The following is a 19256-nucleotide window of genomic DNA, read 5'->3' on the forward strand; positions in this document are numbered from 1 at the left end:
GACCAGCATTCCCCGCAAATGCGATATTGATAGTTAGCAAACTAACAGTGTGTGCATTGTCTCGTGCCGAAGAACCTCGACGCCCTCCAAATGAACATCAGCAGTGCCATGGTGGTAGCCGCCAGGCACTGGCGCAAAATCTGCCAGACCACGCTGGTCAATTATGGAATTTCCGAAGCCTGCGCCGTCCCGCTCTTGATGATCGGGCGTTTGGGTGAGGGTGTGCGTCAGGTGACGGTGGCGCAGGCGGCGGGGATGGAAAGCCCTTCGCTGGTGCGCTTGCTCGATCAGCTTTGTCATTCCGGCTATGTACGGCGTACCGAAGATGCCCATGATCGCCGGGCCAAGTGCCTGAGCCTGACTGAAACCGGGCGGGAGCTGGTGCAGGCGGTTGAAGCCGAGTTGGTCCGCTTGCGTCATGAAGTGCTCGAAGGCATCGACCAGAGTGACCTGGAAGCCACGTTGCGGGTGCTTCGGGCGTTCGAAGCGGCGAACGCGCCGTCGGTGACTGGCTCGTGAGCGGATTTTTTACCGGCATGCCCCCTGCGCGGGACTGGTTCTACGGGGTTCGCACGTTTGCCGCCTCCATGATCGCGCTCTACATCGCCATGCTCATGCAAATGCCCCGTCCATATTGGGCGATGGCCACGGTATATATCGTCTCCAGCCCTTTTGTCGGCCCCACCAGTTCCAAGGCGCTGTACCGTGCGGTCGGGACTTTTCTAGGCGCCATGGCAGCGGTTTTCTTCGTGCCGATGTTCGTGCAAAGCCCTTACGTACTGGTGGTGGTGATCGCGCTATGGACCGGGACGTTGCTGTTTCTGTCCCTGCACCTGCGTACTGCCAACAGCTATGCCTTGATGCTCGCTGGCTACACCTTGCCGCTGATTGCCTTGCCGGTGGTGGATAACCCGTTGGCGGTGTGGGATGTGGCCGAAGCGCGTACGGAGGAAATTTTCCTCGGTATCGCAGTAGCTGCGGTGGTTGGCGCGATGTTCTGGCCGCGCCGGCTGGCGCCGGTGTTCAACGACTCGGTGGGGAAATGGTTTACCGACGCTTCGACTTACAGCCTGCGGTTTCTCAATCGCCAGGTGCAGCCCGATGAAGTCAGCGCCCTGCGGGCCTCGATGGTCGCGACCTTCAACACCCTGGAACTGATGATCGGCCAGTTGCCCCACGAGGGAGCCCGGCCACAAACCGTGCGCAATACCAAAGAGCTGCGTGGGCGGATGATTCATCTGCTTCCCGTGATTGATGCCCTGGACGATGCGCTGTATGCCCTGGAGCGGCGTACTCCCGAGCTGGTGGAGAAATTTGCCCCGTTGCTGGCGGCCACCACCCAATGGCTCGAACACAAGGACGCCGACCTGCATCGCTGGCAGGCCCTGAAAAACCAACTCGAAGCCCTGCAACCTGGCGCCGAGGCGCTGGATGATCGCAGGCAACTGTTGTTCTCCAATGCCATCTATCGCCTAGGTGAATGGATCGACCTGTGGCAGGACTGCCGCAGCCTGCAGCATGCCATTGAGTGCGAAAGCCAGGACAGCTGGCGCGCAGTGTATCGGCACTGGCGCCTGGGCCGGCTCTCGCCGTTCCTGGATCGTGGGCTGATGTTGTATTCGGCGGCATCGACGGTCACTGCGATCATCGTGGCGTCGGTGCTGTGGATCCTGCTCGGCTGGACTGACGGCGGCGCTGCAGTGATTCTCGCGGCCGTGGCGTGCAGCTTCTTCGCCTCGATGGACGACCCGGCGCCGCAGATTTACCGGTTTTTCTTCTGGACGGCGATGTCGGTGGTGTTCGCCAGCCTGTACCTGTTTCTGGTCCTGCCCAACCTGCATGACTTTCCGATGCTGGTGCTGGCGTTCGCGGTCCCGTTCATTTGCATTGGCACCCTGACGGTCAAGCCGCAGTTCTACCTGGGCATGTTGCTGACGCTGGTTAACACCTCGTCGTTCATCAGTATCCAGGGAGCCTATGACGCGGATTTCCTGAGCTTCGCCAACTCCAATCTGGCCGGCCCGGTCGGGCTGCTATTCGCGTTCGTCTGGACCCTGATTGCCCGCCCATTCGGCGCGGAACTGGCAGCCAAGCGCCTGACCCGGTTCAGCTGGCGCGACATTGTCAGCCTCACCGAGCCGGCGACCCTGTCCGAACATCGGCACCTGGGCGTGCAGATGCTCGATCGCCTCATGCAGCACCTGCCGCGGCTGGCGATGACCGGCCAGGACACCGGCATTGCCCTGCGCGAAGTGCGCGTGGCGTTGAACCTGCTCGACTTGCTGGCCTACACGCCACGGGTCACAGGCGTTCCGCAGACGCTGCTGCACCAGGTAGTGGCGGAAGTTGGCGCCTACTTCAAGGCCTGCCTCAAGGCGGACGAACGCTTGCCCGCGCCGACGGCCCTGCAGATGACGCTCGATCGTACCCGCCGTGCGCTCACCACCGAGTGTGACGAAGGGGCGCGCCTGCACTTGCTCCACGCCCTGAGCGGGCTACGCCTGGCACTGTTGCCGGGGGTGGAATTTGTCGGCACGGGCGAACTCGAAGAACCGCTTCCCCATGGCATCGATGGAGCGCCTTTATGATCGGTGATCTGGATATCAGCGGTGTTTTCCTGCCCACGCTGCTGGTGCTGATGGGCATTACTTACGTGATTTTCCTGCTGGTGCACGGGCTGCTGACGCGTCTGCACTTTTACCGTCTGGTCTGGCACCGGGCATTGTTCAACGTGGCTCTCTACGCCTTGCTACTTGGCGCCGTGGACTCACTCAGTCGATACCTGATGACATGAAAAAACCTTTTTTGACCCTCGGTCGCGTGGTGCTGACCCTGCTGATCGTGACCTTCGCCGTCGTCGTCGTCTGGCGCATGGTGATGTACTACATGTTCGCCCCATGGACCCGGGACGGGCACATCCGTGCCGACATCGTGCAGATCGCGCCGGACGTGTCCGGGCTGATCCAGACCGTTGAAGTGCGCGACAACCAGCTGGTCAAGCGTGGCCAGGTGCTGTTCAGCATCGACCAGGACCGCTTCAAACTCGCGTTGCGCCAGGCCAGGGCCGCCGTGGCTGATCGTCAGGAAACCCTGGCGCAGGCGCAGCGCGAGCACAAACGTAACCGTGGCCTGGGCAACCTGGTGCCGGGCGAGCAACTGGAAGAAAGCCAGTCCCGGGTCGCCCGCGCCGAAGTCGCGTTGATGGAAGCCCAGGTGGCGGTGGACAGTGCCCAGCTCAACCTGGATCGCTCAACCATCCGCAGCCCGGTGGACGGCTACGTCAACGACCGGGCGCCACGCCATCAGGAATTCGTAACCGCCGGGCGCCCGGTGTTGTCGGTGGTGGACAGCAACTCGTTCCACATTGACGGCTATTTCGAAGAGACCAAGCTCGACGGTATTCACGTCGGCCAGAGCGTCGATATCCGGGTGGTGGGTGACCGCTCGCGATTGCGTGGGCATGTCGAAAGTATCGTTGCCGGTATCGAAGACCGCGACCGCAGCAGCGGCAGTAACCTGCTGCCCAACGTCAACCCGGCATTCAGCTGGGTACGGTTGGCCCAGCGGATTCCGGTGCGCATTGCTTTCGATGACGTGCCTGCGGACTTCCGCATGATCGCCGGGCGTACCGCCACCGTATCGATCATCGAGGATCAGCAACAGGAGCCCGCGCAATGAGCAAGGCTTCGGGTTTGGCGGTGATCGGCCTGGGCATGTTGCTGTCGGCCTGCCAGGTGGTCGGGCCGGATTACCACCTGCCGGACGAAGCCGCCCTGCACCGTGATGATTTGCAGGGCGAACTGGCGGTGAACGACAAGAACGTCGTTTCCGCGCCCGTGCCCGGTGATTGGTGGCGGTTGTACCAGGATCCGCGCCTGGATCAACTGGTGCAGCAGGCCATGGTCACCAACACCGATCTGCGAGTGGCAGCGGCGAACATTTCCCGGGCCCGGGCACAGGTCGACGAAGCGCAAGCGGCAGGCGGCTGGAGCGGCGGTGTGAAAATAGGCGCCCAGCGTTTGCAGGAGTCCGGCGAAGCATTCCTGCTGGCGGACAAGGTGCCGGTGGCCAATGTGGGCGATATTGGCATCACCACCTCCTACCAATTCGACCTGTTCGGCACCTTGCAGCGCGGTATCGAGGCGGCGAAGGCCAATGCCGACGCGACTCAAGCGGCAGCCGATACTGCACGAATCACCCTGGTGGCCGATGTGGTGCGGGCCTACACCCAGGTGTGCGCGGCCAACGAAGAGCAGGAAATCGCCCAGCATTCCCTGGATCTGCAAGCCCAGGGCACCACGCTGGTACAGCGGCTGCGCGATGCGGGACGCGGTGATGAAACCCAGGTGACCCGCTCGCAAACCCAATTCAAATCCCTGCGTGCCGAAATGCCGCGCTACGAGGCGGCCCGTCAGGCGGGCTTGTTCCGCCTGTCGATGCTACTCGCCCAGCCAGTGGATCAATTGCCCGCCGGGACGGCGACTTGCGCCGAGCTGCCAAAAATTACCCAACTGTTACCTGTGGGTGACGGTGCCACGTTGCTCAAGCGCCGCCCCGACGTGCGGCAGGCCGAGCGGCGACTCGCGGCCTCCACCGCCGGCATTGGCATCGCCACGGGCGAGCTGTACCCGGACATCAGCATCGGCGCGTCGGTTGGAACCGTCGGCATCCTGGAAAACCTCGGCAAGCCGGCGACCAATCGCTGGGGCTTCGGCCCGTTACTGAGCTGGACCGTACCGTCCAACGGCTCGCGGGCGCGCATTCGTGAGGCCGAAGCGACCACCCAGGGCGCTCTGGCGCATTTCGATGGGGTAGTGCTCAACGCCATTCGCGAAACCCAGACCGGCCTGGCCCAATACTCCGCGTTGCTGCAACGTCGCGATGCGCTGGCCGAGGCGGAACAATCGGCGCAACAGGCAGCAGACCAGACCCACCGCTTCTTCCAGGCCGGCCGGGCGTCGTTCCTCGCGGACCTGCAAGCCACCCGGACCTACACCGACGTACGGGCGCAGTTGGCCGCCGCGAACACCCAGGTTGCCATGAGCCAGATCGATTTGTTCCTGGCGCTGGGCGGCGGATGGGAAAGCGGACGAACGCAAGGTTCGAACTCCAGCAAACCCTGAGGCCGTTGCTATGCTTTGATTTGTTGGGCTGACGCGCCACGAGCCACGCCAGTCCACTGATCAAGGCTCGCGTTGGTCATGGGGACTAAAATAATGAAAAACCCTTATGCTCCCGGCTTCTGGTGCGCTATAGCCGCACTGGTCCTGCTGTCAGCCACCTATTTCTACGGCATCATGCTGGCCCACCAGATCGACAAGGCCCTGATATTTCTCGACAGTGCCTCGGCCCTGATCGCCGTGCTGTCGATTGTGGTGGTCGCCTGGGCTTCTGTTCAGGGCGCCCGTATCAAGAAAAAACACCTCGAACAAGGCAAGACACTGGTGCTCATCTGGGACACCAAGGTGGCTTTGCGCCGGGTTGAAACCGTGTTCGACCGCTATTTCTGGGGCAGCTACTGGCAACCCGGCCGCACTTTCCAGGAAGTCATGGGCGAGCTGACCGGCACGCCGCTGGAAAAAAGCCTGGAAACCTTGAAGAAGCAGTGCCTGGCACTGGACAAGCAGGTGTCGGACGAGGAGCGGCATTGGCTAAGCAACGCCCGCGAGCTCTCCGATGTCGCCACCGCCATGGCCCGGGAGCGTTACCAGCTGGACTTCTGCGACCCGCGCGCGGAGGTGACGGGTGGGGCGGTGATCAATCGGGATTTTGAGGTGCTGGTGTATACCTGGACCGCGCGGCTGAAGAGTTTTGACCATCAGCTCGATGAAATTGAAGTGCAGTATTCCTGATTCAGTGGTGGCCGGACCAACGCCTTCGTCGGAAAGCCGCCCAGAGCAAGCCCGCTCCCACAGCGACCGCTTTGAACCTGTGGGAGCGAGCTTGCTCGCGAAGGCAATCTAATGTGCGCCGAAACTCTCCCCCCCCTGCACAGTCCCATGGACACTCTTTAACCTTTAATCATTGGGCCACCCAGTGCGCCCGGTGCTAATCTCCATCGCACTTTCAGCTTAGTCGTGTCCGTAACCCGTCACGGGTTCAGGGAAGACGACACACCTTCAAACAACGGACATTGATCGGGTAATTCATGAATAAATCAGCAGGCGTGCTTCTGGGAATTGTCGTGGCAATCGGTGCAATCAGCGCAGGGGGTGCCTGGTACACCGGCACCAAGCTTGAGGGCGTGCTCAATACCTCGATCGCCGATGCCAACAAGGAGCTGCAAGCCGCGCTGGTAGGTTCCAACGGCACCGCGTCGCTGGAGCTGGTATCGCTGGAGCGCAACATATTCAGCAGCACCGCGCATTACCGCCTCAAGGGTGAAGGCGAGATGTTCGGTGAAGCCCCGGTGGAGTTACTGTTCGTCGACCACATCGAGCACGGCCCTCTGCCATTCTCCCGCCTCGTGTCGCTGAAGTGGCTGCCAGTCATGGCCACCAGTCACTACGAACTGGAAAAAACCCCACTCACCGCCAAATGGTTCGCCGCGGCCAAGGACAAATCCCCGCTCACCGGCGTGGTCAACATCGGCTACGACAAATCCACCAACGGTAACCTCCAGTTGCTGCCGCTGGACGTCGCCCTTGACGACAAGTCCCAGCTGAAGTTTTCCGGATTGAACGTCGACGTCGATGCCAGCGCCCAGGCGAAAAAGGTCAAGGCCAACGGTTACATGGACAGCCTGACCCTCACGACCGTGGCTGAGGACCTGACGCCGGTTAAAGTCGAACTCGGCGGCCTGACCTTCGCCAGCAACCTGACCAAGGGTAGCTACGGGTATTACGTCGGCGAAAACACCGTCGAGCTGACCGACAACAAGACCACCTTCGGTGCCGGCCAGTCAGTATTGGGCCTGAAGAAGTTTGAAATGAAGAACCAGACCGAAGAATCGGGCACCAGCGCTTCAGGCCGTGCCGATTACAAGGTGGGCGAGGTGTCGCTGAACGGCAAGACCATCGGCTCCGCGCAGATGGCCATGAGCCTGAAGAACCTGGATATTCCGGCGACCATGTCGTTGATGCAGGTTTACCAGACCAAACTGCAACCTTACGAAAAGGCCGCGGCTGAAGCAGCAGCGGCAGGTTTGCCGGCGCCGGAGCTGGTGCTGACCCCGGCTGAAGAGGCCCAGGTAAAAACCGGCCTGGAAAAACTGCTGGCCGCCGGGCCGCAGGTTGCACTGGAAAACCTCTCGCTGAAAACCGCCAACGGCGAAAGCAAGGCCAACCTGGTGCTCGACCTGACCAAGCCGAAATCGATGGACCTGCCGCCGGATCAGTTGACTCAGCAGCTGATCGCTCTGCTGGACCTCAACGTGCAAGTGTCCAAGCCGATGTTGGTTGACCTGTTCAGCGTGCAGTCACAAATCGATGGCCAGACCGATGCCAAGCTGATCGCCGACCAGGCCACGGCCACTGCGGACATGTTCGGCAGCATGGCGGTGGGCAGCGAGTTTGCCAAACTCGATGGCAACAACATCGTCACCAAGCTGCACTACGCCAACAACCTGGTGGAGTTCAATGGCCAGAAGATGACCGTTGAAGAGTTTGTCGGCTTCATCATGAGCAAAATCAGCGCTCCGGCACCCGTCGAGTAAGCTCCCGCGCTGGCGGATGAACCGCTGACCCCGTAGGAGCTGCCGAAGGCTGCGATCTTTTGATCTTGTAAGTCAAAAGATCGCAGCCTCAGGCAGCTCCTACGGGGAATGTTGCAGCAACTAATTCAATGAGCATCGCGAATCAGTCGCCAGGCTTCATCCAGGGACAACGGCTGTTTCATACGTTCCGCCAGCATCGCCATCGCCCGCTCTTCATCGCACGCAACCGCAGCCGCGACCACTCCGTGTTGACCAAACAGCCCAATAAACGGCGGATGGTAGGGGTCGCCCTTGAACTCCACCTCGTCCCACGTTTCAGCGTGCCCGAGGTAGTCGTAGTTCTTGCCGAAATGCCAGGTCCAGAAATACGGGACGTCGAGGTAATGCTCAGCACCCCCGAGCATGTTCGCGGCGGCGATGCGCGCCTGTTGCTGGGCCAGGCGCCAGTGCTCGATGCGGTGGGGCTGGCCGTTGAGCGGGAAGGTCGCGATATCACCGACTGCCCATAGACCCTCGGTTAGGCGCATGCCGCCGTCGACCAGCAAAGACTGATCTTCGGCTCTGGGCAGATCTGAAAATGCCTCGGTCGCGGGAGTCACCCCAATCCCCGCCAGCACCAGGTCTGCGGGTAAGCGCTGGCCGTTGTCCAGCAGCACGGCTTCGACTTTTTCGCTGCCTTCGATTCCGGCAGCTTCACCGTCGGTATGAAAGCGCACGCCGTGGGCCTCATGTCGGGCGCGAATGGCTTTGCCGACAGTGTCGCCGAACTGCCTGGCGAAGGGCACTGTATGGCGGGCCAGAATCGTTACGTCCAGGCCGTATTCACGCAGGGCCCCTGCACACTCCAGGGCAATGAAACTGTCGCCGATGATCACGGCTTTCTGTCCGGGTTTTGCCGACTGCATGATCTCTTGCGCCTGATTTCTGGAGCGCAAGACGAAGACCTGTGGCAGGTCGGCGCCGGGCAGCTTGAGCGGATTGGGGGTGCCTCCGGTGGCGAGCAAGGCGGCGTCGTAGGCAAGGGTCTGTCCGTTAGTGAGCTCCAGAGTCTGGTTGTCGGCGTCCAGGCGTGCTACTTCGCCGGTCAATCGCTCGATCCGCTGCTCTTGGTAGAAGTGCTCGTCGCGCAGGGGCGGGACTTCTTGCGGCGACATTTCAGCGGACAACACAAACTTGCTCAACACCGTCCGGTCGTAGCCCGCTTCTGCTTCGCGATCGACCAGCTGGATTCGGCCACCGAAGCCTTTTTCCCTCAGCGCAGCCGCAGCCGCTGTCCCTGCGGCACCCGCACCGACTATCAAGAAGGTTCGCTCATCGTCGGCGGGTGGGGTATTGGCGGCTGGTAGCGGTTGATCATCGACCCACACCTGATCATCGCGCATTTGCAGTGGGTAACGCTTGAGGCTGTCGAGGGCAGGCGGTTCGCAGAGGGCGCCATCTTCCATTCGGTACGCGGCTTTGTGCCACGGACAAATCAGCCGCCCGTTGCACAGCGCTCCCTCCGCCAGCGGCGCCCCGGCATGTGGGCACTCGCCCTGGTAGGCGCGCAACTCATCGCCAACCCGCAGCAGAACGATTTTCGTCCCCGCGACCTCGACTTCCAGACCACGGTGTTCCGGTATATCGGCGAATTGGGCAACGCGTTGCAAGGCCATGATCGCTCTCCAGGCAGGCATTTCCATTAAGACTGGGCGGCCGATCGCGAGGTTCAGCCAAATCCCTCTGCCACGGCGCGAACGGTGCGGCTATAGTTCGCAAGCCGACGTTGGCCCCACCCGCACCAGGTGCTCCGCAATGACCCGATTGACCTCTTTGACCCCTTGGCTGGCGGCCCTTGCAGTTGCCTTTTTCGTACAACTGCCGGCCCAGGCCCAGGAGCGTTTCACCGTTAACATTCCGGGCGTCTCCGATGACCGGCTGTTCACTGCCGCGGCAGCCAGCGACGCCGAAGGCTGCGGCGGCCACAACGTTTCCCCGGCACTGAGCTGGAATGCCGGCCCGGCCGGCACCTTGAGCTACGCGATCGTGATGCATGACCCCGACGGGCAAAAAGGCCAGGGCGTCGATCATTGGCTGCATTACGGCATCAAGGCCTCTACCCATCAGATTGCCGAAGGTGCGGGCACCAAGTCCACGCTCGACGGAGTCGGTGGCCTGAACAGCAAGGGCACCAAGGCCTACGTCGGTCCTTGTCCGCCTGTCGGCGACAGCGCCCACCACTACATCATCCAGCTTTACGCCCTGGACCTCGCTCCCGACGCCTTGCCCGCCGGCCTGACGCGTACCCAGTTGCTGGAAAAGATCAAAGGGCATGTGCTGAAGAACAGCAGCGTAGTGCGCCGTTATCACCGCTGAATATTTTTTCCGGTGAGTTAACCCGAACCTGCCGGGCTGCCCGTCTCAAAGGATGAATGGATCATCTTCCTTGAGGTCAGCCCCCATGTCCCTCCCTCTGCATTTCCTCCGCCCGGCCGCCCAGGGTTTCGCCGCGGGCCTGCTGCTGGCGACGGCCGGCTGCGGTGTCTCGTCCACGCCAGACTCCGCTTCGATTGCCTCAGCACCCGCGCAAGCTGAGTTGAAGACCGAAGCCTTGGTCCTTGGCGATGCCGCCGCGGCCAAGCGCACTGTGCGAGCAGCGCCGCTGGCGACTTTTGCCCCAATGCCAGAAGCATCCCCTGCGGGCTACCAGGACCAGCAGCGCGAGCAGTATCAGGCGCTGGCCGATAACCCGATTCACAGCGTGGCTCAAACGCCGCTCTCAACCTTCAGTGCCGACGTCGACACCGGCGCCTACGCCAATGTCCGGCGCTTGCTCAACCAGGGGCGCCTGCCGCCCGAAGGAGCGGTGCGCCTGGAAGAAATGGTCAACTACTTTCCCTACGACTACGCCTTGCCCACCGACGGCTCGCCCTTTGGCGTGACCACGGAGCTGGCGCCAACTCCCTGGAATCCGCACACCCGGTTGCTGCGCATCGGCATCAAGGCGTCGGACCGTGCCGTGGCGGACCTGGCCCCGGCAAACCTGGTCTTCCTGGTGGATGTATCCGGGTCGATGGACCGTCGCGAAGGCCTGCCGCTGGTCAAGAGCACGCTGAAACTGCTGGTCGATCAACTGCGCGACCAGGATCGCGTGTCGCTGGTGGTGTACGCCGGTGAATCTCGTGTGGTGCTGGAGCCGACATCCGGACGGGAAAAAGCGAAAATTCGTACCGCCATCGATCAGTTATCGGCGGGCGGCTCGACCGCGGGCGCATCAGGCATCGAACTGGCCTACCAGATGGCACGGCAGGCGTTCATTGCAAATGGTATCAACCGCATCCTGCTGGCCACGGATGGCGACTTCAACGTCGGCATCAGCGACTTCGACAGCCTCAAGCAAATGGCGGCGGACAAGCGCAAGTCCGGTGTTTCCCTGACCACATTGGGTTTCGGAGTGGATAACTACAATGAACACCTGATGGAGCAACTGGCCGACGCGGGCGATGGCAACTACGCCTATATCGACAACCTGCGCGAGGCGCGCAAGGTCCTGGTCGACCAGCTCGGTTCAACCCTCGCGGTCGTCGCGAAAAACGTGAAGCTGCAAGTGGAGTTTAATCCGGCCCAGGTCAGCGAGTACCGCCTGTTGGGCTATGAAAATCGCGCCTTGAAACGCGAAGATTTCAGCAACGACAAGGTCGACGCTGGCGAAATCGGCGCAGGCCATACGGTAACCGCCCTGTACGAAATTGTTCCAAAGGGGGAGAAAGGTTGGCTGGAGCCGCTGCGCTACAGCCAGGCCGCCAGCATTGATGCCACCAAGACAACGGAAATGGCCATGCTGCGCGTGCGTTATCAGCTGCCGCAAGGTGGGAATAGTCGCTTGATTGAACACCCGATCGTTGCAGGCCAAGCCGAAGCCGCCTCTGACGATCTGCGATTCGCCGCAGCCGTGGCAGCTTTTTCCCAGCAGCTGAAGGACGGGCGCTATACCGCCAGCTTCAGTCTGAAAGACACTGAGGCACTGGCCCGTGGTGCTCGGGGCGAAGACCGGTTTGGCCTGCGAGCGGAGTTCGTGCAGTTGGTCGAGCTGGCGCAAAGCCTGCAAACCACCGAACATCAGGCAATGATCCAAGAGACCCGCTGACATGACTGCCCCACCCCCAAGCTCGGCCACCAGCAGCGACGAATCCCTGCTGTCGCGCTATCGCTCTGGCGAAAGCGCAGCGTTCGAGATCCTGTACGCCCGCCACCGCCAGGGACTGTACCGATTCCTTCTTGGCCTCAGCGGTAAAGCCGAGCTGGCCGAAGAGGTGTACCAGGACACCTGGCTGAGCCTGATCCGCAGCACCAGCCAGCCACAAGGCCGGGCGAATTTTCGTACATGGTTGTACCAGATTGCCCGCAATCGACTGATCGACCACTGGCGCAAACACGGAATTCGTAACCCTTTGCACGACAGCTATGACGAACAGGTCCACGCCTTGCCTGATGACGCCGCCGATCCCGCGCAATTACTGAGCCTGAGCCGCGACACCCAGCGCCTGGAAACCGCCCTGCAAACCCTGCCGGCGGACCAGCGCGAAGTGTTCCTGTTGCGTGCCCACGGCGATCTCGACTTGCCACAGATCGCCACCCTCACTGAAACACCGCTGGAAACCGTCAAGAGTCGCTTGCGTTACGCCCAGCAAAAACTGCGTCGGCTGCTGGCCGAGGAGGTACTGACATGACTGACGCCCGTAAATCACCCGAAGAGGAAGTGGTAAAACACTTTCGTGAACAGTCTACCGACGAGCCACCGGCACACCTGGATGCGTTCATCCTCGCCGCAGCGCATCGAGAAACCCCGGCACCCAAGGCAAGCCTCTGGCAGCGGTGGTCGCAAGCCTGCCAAAAGCCGCGCTGGCAAGTCGCATTCGCCAGCCTGGTCGGCGTCGCGCTGATGCTGGCGCTGGTGCAACCCGGTCCCGAGCGGGAGCCCGCCTACGACTTCGCGCCAACCCCCAAAGCCTCCGCCCCGGCACCTGCAGCGCCGATGGCCGAACTCGCCGCGCCTGCGCAGCGTGAATCGATGCGTGCGCAAATGGCCGACGAAGCCAAAGTCAGCAAACGCATGGCAGCGCCGGCAAAGAGCCTGGATGAGCAGTTGCTTGAGGTGGTGCGCCTGCAGGAAATCGGTCAGAAACCAGCGGCGGACAAGTTGTTAGAGTCGCTGAAACAACGTTTCTCCAACGAAAACCTGGACGACCGGCTCAAGGAACTGCAGAAAAACCAGCACCGATAACGGTCCGCCATTTGGCAACCAACCCTGAAAGCGCGCACTATCGGGCCATAGCCGATGCGTTGGAGGAAGCCATGGCGAAAAAAATCGACCGCATCGCCCAAATGCTCAACTGCCCGGTGAAGGGAGAGGAACTAAGGCGGGCAGTGACCGAGAGCCGCAAGGAATTCCTGTTGGCTCAGGAGAAGGAGCAGGCCTTGGAGGAGGATGACCTTGATGATGAGGTGTTCGAGGATGAGGAGGGGGATGATGAATATGATGAGTTTGATTGGACTACGGAGTGAGGGAGCTGCGGAGTAAACCTGATTCAGGTCGAGACACCACCCACAAAAAAAGCCCCAGACCTTAAGGCCTGGGGCTTTTTCGTTTCTACTATGGTGCACCAGGCGGGATTCGAACCCACGACCACTGCCTTCGGAGGGCAGTACTCTATCCAGCTGAGCTACTGGTGCAAGCGGGCGCCATGATACTCATAAGCGCTGCGGGCGTCCATGCTGCTGAATCGCCTGTGTTTTTTTGGCCGCCGAACGGACGGTTGTCACGTTGATCAGAAAAAATGGGCAAATGAACGGTTTTCGTTCTTTTTTTCGAACAGGCTATTGTCCTTTACCCCCTTTGATCCTAGGATTCGTTTGAGATTTCAAACGCTCTTGTCTGGGTGCTGAACCGCGCGAGTCCAATCCGTGCGCTATTTATGTGCTTCAGCCCGGTGAATGATTTCCCTGACGGCAGCCTATAAGGCGCCTTTCTACAATCATAATTTGCTCCGCGCCCGGCGCGGTGCTGTTAAGGAAAGCCGACATGCAGCTTAAAGACACCCAGTTGTTCCGCCAGCAAGCCTTCATCGATGGCGCTTGGGTCGATGCGGACAGTGGTCAGACGATCAAGGTCAACAACCCGGCAACGGGCGAAATTCTGGGCACCGTGCCGAAAATGGGCGCTGCCGAAACCCGTCGTGCAATCGAAGCCGCCGACAAGGCGCTCCCGGCCTGGCGTGCACTGACCGCCAAGGACCGTGCGAACAAGCTGCGTCGCTGGTTCGAACTGATCATCGAAAACCAGGACGACCTGGCTCGCCTGATGACCCTGGAGCAGGGCAAGCCATTGGCCGAAGCCAAGGGCGAAATCGTCTACGCCGCTTCCTTCATCGAGTGGTTCGCCGAAGAAGCCAAGCGCGTCTACGGTGACGTGATTCCGGGCCACCAGCCAGACAAGCGCCTGATCGTGATCAAGCAGCCTATCGGCGTGACCGCGGCAATTACCCCGTGGAACTTCCCGGCCGCGATGATCACCCGTAAAGCCGGCCCGGCCCTGGCCGCCGGTTGCACCATGGTGCTCAAGCCTGCTTCGCAGACTCCGTTCTCGGCGTTCGCCCTGGCTGAGCTGGCCCAGCGTGCCGGCATTCCTGCTGGCGTGTTCAGCGTTGTTTCCGGCAGCGCCGGCGACATCGGCAGCGAGCTGACCAGCAACCCGATCGTGCGTAAACTGTCCTTCACCGGCTCGACTGAAATCGGTCGCCAGTTGATGGCTGAATGCGCCAAGGACATCAAGAAAGTGTCCCTTGAGCTGGGTGGCAACGCGCCGTTCATCGTGTTCGACGACGCGGACCTGGATAAGGCCGTCGAAGGCGCGATCATTTCCAAGTACCGCAACAACGGCCAGACCTGCGTCTGCGCCAACCGCCTGTACATTCAGGACTCGGTCTACGATGCGTTCGCTGAAAAACTGAAAGTGGCCGTGGCCAAACTCAAGATCGGCAACGGTCTGGAAGACGGCACCACCACTGGCCCGCTGATCGATGAAAAAGCAGTGGCCAAGGTCAAGGAACACATTGCCGACGCCGTGGCCAAAGGCGCCACCGTGCTGTCGGGTGGCAAATCCATCGAAGGCAACTTCTTCGAGCCGACCATCCTGACCAACGTGCCTAACAACGCAGCCGTGGCCAAGGAAGAAACCTTCGGCCCATTGGCGCCGCTGTTCCGCTTCAAAGACGAAGCCGAAGTGATCGCGATGTCCAACGACACCGAGTTCGGCCTGGCGTCGTACTTCTATGCCCGTGACCTGGGCCGTGTATTCCGTGTGGCTGAAGCCCTGGAATACGGTATGGTCGGCGTCAACACCGGGTTGATCTCCAACGAAGTCGCGCCTTTTGGCGGTATAAAGGCTTCCGGCCTGGGCCGTGAAGGCTCCAAGTACGGCATCGAAGATTACCTGGAAATCAAATACCTCTGCCTGGGCATCTAAGCTCGGCTGACGGGAATGCAATAAGCGGAAAGGGCACGAGAGCGCTGACCCTTTCTGCGTTTCAACCGGAATTTTCTCTGTGGCCGGGAAAGCTATGGCAGTCGATCATCGCATGCTGCCGTAGTTGCCTCCCCGCCGCATTTTCCTTGAACCACGCCGCCCGATGAGCGGCGAATGAGGACTTTATGAGCAAGACTAACGCTTCTTTGATGAAACGCCGCGAAGCCGCTGTACCACGCGGTGTTGGCCAGATTCACCCGATCTTCGCCGAGTCCGCGAAAAACGCTACCGTTACCGACGTTGAAGGTCGCGAGTTCATCGACTTCGCCGGCGGTATCGCAGTACTGAACACGGGTCACGTGCACCCGAAAATCATCGCCGCCGTGACCGCGCAGCTGAACAAGCTGACCCACACCTGCTTCCAGGTGCTGGCCTACGAACCGTACGTAGAGCTTTGCGAAAAAATCAACGCCAAGGTGCCTGGTGATTTCGCCAAGAAAACCCTGCTGGTGACCACCGGTTCCGAAGCTGTAGAGAACGCCGTGAAAATCGCCCGGGCCGCCACTGGCCGTGCCGGCGTGATCGCGTTCACTGGCGCCTACCACGGTCGCACCATGATGACCCTGGGCCTGACCGGTAAAGTCGTGCCTTACTCGGCCGGCATGGGCCTGATGCCAGGCGGCATCTTCCGCGCGCTGTACCCGAACGAACTGCACGGCGTGAGCGTCGACGACTCGATCGCCAGCATCGAACGCATTTTCAAGAACGATGCCGAGCCGCGTGACATCGCTGCGATCATCATCGAGCCGGTTCAGGGTGAAGGCGGTTTCTACGTCGCGCCTAAAGAGTTCATGAAGCGTCTGCGCGCCCTGTGCGACCAGCACGGCATCCTGCTGATCGCTGACGAAGTGCAGACTGGCGCTGGCCGTACCGGCACGTTCTTCGCCATGGAACAGATGGGTGTTTCTGCCGACCTGACCACCTTCGCCAAGTCCATCGCTGGCGGCTTCCCGCTGGCGGGTGTGTGCGGCAAGGCTGAATACATGGACGCCATTGCTCCAGGCGGCCTGGGCGGTACCTACGCCGGTAGCCCGATCGCGTGCGCTGCTGCGCTGGCGGTGATGGAAGTGTTCGAAGAAGAACACCTGCTGGACCGCTGCAAGGCAGTCGGCGAGCGTCTGGTCACTGGCCTGAAAGCCATCCAGTCCAAGTATCCAGTGATCGGTGAAGTACGTGCCCTTGGCGCGATGATCGCGGTCGAGCTGTTCGTAGACGGCGACAGCCACAAGCCAAACGCACCGGCAGTCGCTGCCGTTGTGGCCAAGGCTCGCGACAAAGGCCTGATCCTGCTGTCCTGCGGCACCTACGGCAACGTTCTGCGCGTACTGGTACCACTGACTTCGCCGGATGAGCAACTGGACCAAGGTCTGGCAATCATCGAAGAGTGCTTCTCGGAGCTTTGATCTAAAGTGCTCTTATGAAAGTGTGAGCTGATCGACAAAAAAACCCGCTTCGGCGGGTTTTTTTGTACATGAAACCCACAGCGCTGTTTCCTGTGGCCTGCATTGACTATGGTGCATGCATTGAGAGGAGAGCCTGTTTGCATGAGAGCCGTTGAGTTACCCGCTGTACCTCGAGTGCTGATTGCCGAGGCGGATCCCTGGTCGCGGGATTTGCTCCAGCAAGTGCTGCTGAACGTGCGCTGCGATGCTCGCATCGATCTCTGTGCCGATGGCCAGGACGCGTTGTCGCGACTGGCGGAAAACGCCTACGACCTGGTGATCGTCGACTGGGCGTTGCCTGGTGTGGATGGCTTGAATGTGTTGCGCAGCGTTCGCCAGCGCAAGCGCAATCCGCCGTTGCCGTTCATTCTGATGAGCAGCCGCAATGACAGCGCCAGCGTGCGCGAAGCCTTACCGTTGGCGCCTACGGCTTACCTGACCAAGCCGTTGAACATGGAAAACCTGACCCAGCGATTGCAGGATCTGCTGCTTGATGCCGGGCAGGAAGTTTTTTGTGAAGTGCCGGCCCTGGCGGCGGGCATGACCTTGGCGGTGTATCTGGAGCGCCGGCGGACGCTGGCTGACGGTGCACCACTGATGACCGATGTGGAGGTAGCGGTCAAACGCAGCCTTAACCCCGGGGGGCTTGACCTGACCGTCCTCGAAGAGGAAACGCGTACCGATCCGCAGATTACCGCCGTGCTGATCGCCGCCGCCAACAGCGCCGCCCAACACCGCGGCGCTGCCGTGCAAACCTTGGCCCAGGCCCTGCATCGCCTGGGCTGCGGGCAGAGCATGAACCTGATTCTGGGGCTGACCCTCAAGCGCAGCGCGCGGCTCAGCGACCCGTACCTGGCGGATTACGCCGAGCGTTATTGGGACTTGTCGCTGCATACCGCCGAATACGCGCGGACCCTGGCCCGTCTTCTCGACCTGGACCAGGAGCGCTGTTATTGCGCGGGCATGCTGCATCGGCTGGGTGACCTGGCCTTGCTGCGTTGTTTGCAGGAATGGAAGCAGGCCGGCGGCGAGCTTGACGAGTTGGCTCAGGTCGACGAGGCGCTGAGTGGATTTGCGGCCGCTTACGGTTCGGCGCTGCGCACCCGCTGGCGCCTGCCGCTGGAGCTGCGAGAGCTGATCGCGGCGGTCTATCAGCTCGGTGGCGGGGTTTATTCCCGCGAAGCGCTGGTGATGAACATGGCGGCTCAACTGGCGGGCCTGGGCGAGGATGAGGGGCTTGAGGCGCTGGCCAAGGGGCGCACGGCGAGGTTGCTGCAGATCGGCCTGCCGGAGTTGGTGCGGTTGCGCAAAAAATAGCCGCCCCCGCCCCGTAGGAGCTGCCGAAGGCTGCGATCTTTTGATCTTGTAATCTTTGGTTAGCCCCAAATCAAAAGATCGCAGCCTCGTCTCTCTCGGCAGCTCCTGCAGGGGCCGTGCCGTAGCGAATCAGCCGGGGATGATCCGGTTCTTGCCCTGTCGCTTGGCTTCGTACATCGCGGCATCGGCCCGGGAGAACAGGCTGTCGACACTGTCATCCTCAGGCAAGAGGCTGGTCAGGCCCTGGCTGATGGTGATAGTGAAAGTCCGGCTGTCGTGGCTGAAGCTCAGTTGTTGAATTTCCCGTTGCAGGCGCTCGGCCACCTGCATGGCCACCCCGGGCTCGCAGCCTGGAAACACTGCCGCAAACTCCTCTCCGCCGATGCGCCCGAACACGTCACCACGACGCAATGCGGCGCGACCGCACTCAGCGATGCGTTGCAATACGTTATCGCCTTCCTGGTGGCCATAGGTGTCGTTCACGGTCTTGAAATCATCGATATCCAGCATCAGGAACGACAGCGGGGTGCCCTGGGTTCGCGCCCGCTCGAACTCGTGGTTGGCGCATTCGAAAAAATGCCGGCGGTTGCTGCTCTCGGTCAATTCGTCGGTAGTGGCCAGGCGTTGCAATTCGGTTTCGAGGTGCTTTTTTTCGGTGATGTCTTCGGCAATGCCGACGATGATCAAAGGCTGGCCCGGCTCGCCCTGGCGGTTGATAAAGCACTTGTCGCTCAGCCAGCGTACCTGGCCGTCGGCGGTAACGATTCGATATTCACGGTCTTCGACCGAGCCTTTGTCCAGCACGGAGGCCAGGCTGCGCTCGGCTTCTTCCAGGTCATCCGGGTAAACGCTGTCGCGCCACTGGTTGTAGTCGGCCAGCAACGGGTCGGTGGGGCGACCGAAAATCCGTTCGTAGGCCGGGCTGACGTAGAGCACCTCGCGGGTTTCCCAGTTGAATGCCCACAGCACCGCGTTGACGCTCACCAGCAGCGAGCTCAACAGCTGTTCGCGTTCACTCAAGCGCGCGACCTCGCCTCGGGCCTGCATCAGCGCCATCAGGGTCTGCGCGGCCTCTGGCCATTGCGGCGGGGAAGAATCCTGCAGGTTTTTATCGACCATCGACACTAATCTCAAAGAGCGTGCCGCGAGTTCGGCAGCGGCTGCAACGAAGACCGCCAGGGTGGCGAAGTGCTTTTGAGATAGGGGATTTGGAACTAAGTTCCCGGGGTGGGGAGAGCAGGGGGATGCGCCCGCCGGGCGGTAAGCGAAGGGGTTTATC

The 19256-nt window shown here is 61.2% G+C and carries 17 protein-coding genes and 1 tRNA gene; 15 read left to right on the forward strand and 3 right to left on the reverse strand.

Annotated features, from left to right (window positions below; translation table 11 throughout):
* The first annotated feature begins 90 nt into the window (after window positions 1–90).
* From EQV97_RS15265 to EQV97_RS15295, 7 genes are all read left to right on the forward strand, one after another.
* A complete protein-coding gene (locus tag EQV97_RS15265) occupies window positions 91–519 on the forward strand; it encodes a MarR family transcriptional regulator (RefSeq protein ID WP_122840808.1) in 429 nt (142 codons plus the stop codon).
* A complete protein-coding gene (locus EQV97_RS15270; protein ID WP_122840807.1) occupies window positions 516–2588 on the forward strand; it encodes an FUSC family protein in 2073 nt (690 codons plus the stop codon). Before EQV97_RS15265 ends, EQV97_RS15270 begins: the two co-directional genes overlap by 4 nt.
* Complete coding sequence (locus EQV97_RS15275; protein WP_045059488.1) at window positions 2585–2794, forward strand: DUF1656 domain-containing protein; 210 nt, start codon at window positions 2585–2587, stop codon at window positions 2792–2794. The genes EQV97_RS15270 and EQV97_RS15275 overlap by 4 nt, the downstream gene beginning before the upstream one ends.
* Window positions 2791–3678, forward strand: a complete 888-nt coding sequence (locus tag EQV97_RS15280) for an HlyD family secretion protein (RefSeq protein WP_240889192.1) — start codon at window positions 2791–2793, stop codon at window positions 3676–3678. The genes EQV97_RS15275 and EQV97_RS15280 overlap by 4 nt, the downstream gene beginning before the upstream one ends.
* On the forward strand, window positions 3675–5123 hold the full coding sequence (locus EQV97_RS15285; RefSeq protein ID WP_122840805.1) for an efflux transporter outer membrane subunit: 1449 nt from the start codon (window positions 3675–3677) through the stop codon (window positions 5121–5123). The genes EQV97_RS15280 and EQV97_RS15285 overlap by 4 nt, the downstream gene beginning before the upstream one ends.
* Before the next feature lie 93 nt (window positions 5124–5216).
* Window positions 5217–5852 (forward strand): hypothetical protein, encoded by a 636-nt coding sequence (locus tag EQV97_RS15290; protein WP_045059485.1) that lies wholly within the window; start codon window positions 5217–5219, stop codon window positions 5850–5852.
* 296 nt (window positions 5853–6148) lie between these two features.
* The gene (locus tag EQV97_RS15295) at window positions 6149–7654 is read left to right on the forward strand and encodes a YdgA family protein (RefSeq protein ID WP_122840804.1); all 1506 of its coding nucleotides are present in this window, start codon (window positions 6149–6151) and stop codon (window positions 7652–7654) included.
* A gap of 125 nt (window positions 7655–7779) precedes the next feature.
* On the opposite strand, the gene EQV97_RS15300 is transcribed toward EQV97_RS15295, so the two are convergent.
* Window positions 7780–9309 (reverse strand): FAD-dependent oxidoreductase, encoded by a 1530-nt coding sequence (locus tag EQV97_RS15300; RefSeq protein WP_122840803.1) that lies wholly within the window; start codon window positions 9307–9309, stop codon window positions 7780–7782.
* Between the two features lie 139 nt (window positions 9310–9448).
* Between EQV97_RS15300 and EQV97_RS15305 the strand changes: the two genes are divergently transcribed.
* From EQV97_RS15305 to EQV97_RS15325, 5 genes are all read left to right on the forward strand, one after another.
* Window positions 9449–10009, forward strand: coding sequence for a YbhB/YbcL family Raf kinase inhibitor-like protein (locus EQV97_RS15305; protein ID WP_240889193.1), 561 nt, complete (start codon window positions 9449–9451; stop codon window positions 10007–10009).
* Window positions 10010–10094: 85 nt separating this feature from the next.
* Window positions 10095–11780 (forward strand): VWA domain-containing protein, encoded by a 1686-nt coding sequence (locus EQV97_RS15310; RefSeq protein ID WP_240889194.1) that lies wholly within the window; start codon window positions 10095–10097, stop codon window positions 11778–11780.
* A gap of 1 nt (window position 11781) precedes the next feature.
* Complete coding sequence (locus tag EQV97_RS15315) at window positions 11782–12363, forward strand: RNA polymerase sigma factor (RefSeq protein WP_122840800.1); 582 nt, start codon at window positions 11782–11784, stop codon at window positions 12361–12363.
* A complete protein-coding gene (locus tag EQV97_RS15320; protein WP_240889195.1) occupies window positions 12360–12917 on the forward strand; it encodes a hypothetical protein in 558 nt (185 codons plus the stop codon). Before EQV97_RS15315 ends, EQV97_RS15320 begins: the two co-directional genes overlap by 4 nt.
* Window positions 12918–12928: 11 nt before the next feature.
* Window positions 12929–13198: a hypothetical protein gene (locus tag EQV97_RS15325; protein WP_225571027.1), complete on the forward strand. Its 270-nt coding sequence runs from the start codon at window positions 12929–12931 to the stop codon at window positions 13196–13198.
* Between the two features lie 91 nt (window positions 13199–13289).
* On the opposite strand, the gene EQV97_RS15330 is transcribed toward EQV97_RS15325, so the two are convergent.
* Window positions 13290–13366 (reverse strand) — tRNA-Arg (locus EQV97_RS15330).
* Window positions 13367–13715: 349 nt separating this feature from the next.
* On the opposite strand from EQV97_RS15330, the gene gabD reads away from it, so the two are divergent.
* From gabD to EQV97_RS15345, 3 genes are all read left to right on the forward strand, one after another.
* A complete protein-coding gene (gene gabD / locus EQV97_RS15335; protein ID WP_122840797.1) occupies window positions 13716–15158 on the forward strand; it encodes an NADP-dependent succinate-semialdehyde dehydrogenase in 1443 nt (480 codons plus the stop codon).
* 185 nt (window positions 15159–15343) lie between these two features.
* Window positions 15344–16621 carry a 4-aminobutyrate--2-oxoglutarate transaminase gene (gene gabT, locus EQV97_RS15340; protein WP_045059477.1) on the forward strand — a complete coding sequence of 426 codons (1278 nt, stop codon included), beginning with the start codon at window positions 15344–15346 and terminating at the stop codon, window positions 16619–16621.
* A 141-nt stretch (window positions 16622–16762) separates the two neighbouring features.
* Window positions 16763–17977 (forward strand): HDOD domain-containing protein, encoded by a 1215-nt coding sequence (locus tag EQV97_RS15345; protein WP_122840796.1) that lies wholly within the window; start codon window positions 16763–16765, stop codon window positions 17975–17977.
* 129 nt (window positions 17978–18106) lie between these two features.
* Here EQV97_RS15345 and EQV97_RS15350 read toward each other — a convergent pair whose 3' ends face one another.
* On the reverse strand, window positions 18107–19096 hold the full coding sequence (locus tag EQV97_RS15350) for a sensor domain-containing diguanylate cyclase (RefSeq protein WP_122840795.1): 990 nt from the start codon (window positions 19094–19096) through the stop codon (window positions 18107–18109).
* Window positions 19097–19256 lie beyond the last annotated feature (160 nt).

The organism is Pseudomonas sp. TMW22090 (genome assembly GCF_022496665.1).
GTDB lineage: Bacteria > Pseudomonadota > Gammaproteobacteria > Pseudomonadales > Pseudomonadaceae > Aquipseudomonas > Aquipseudomonas gregormendelii.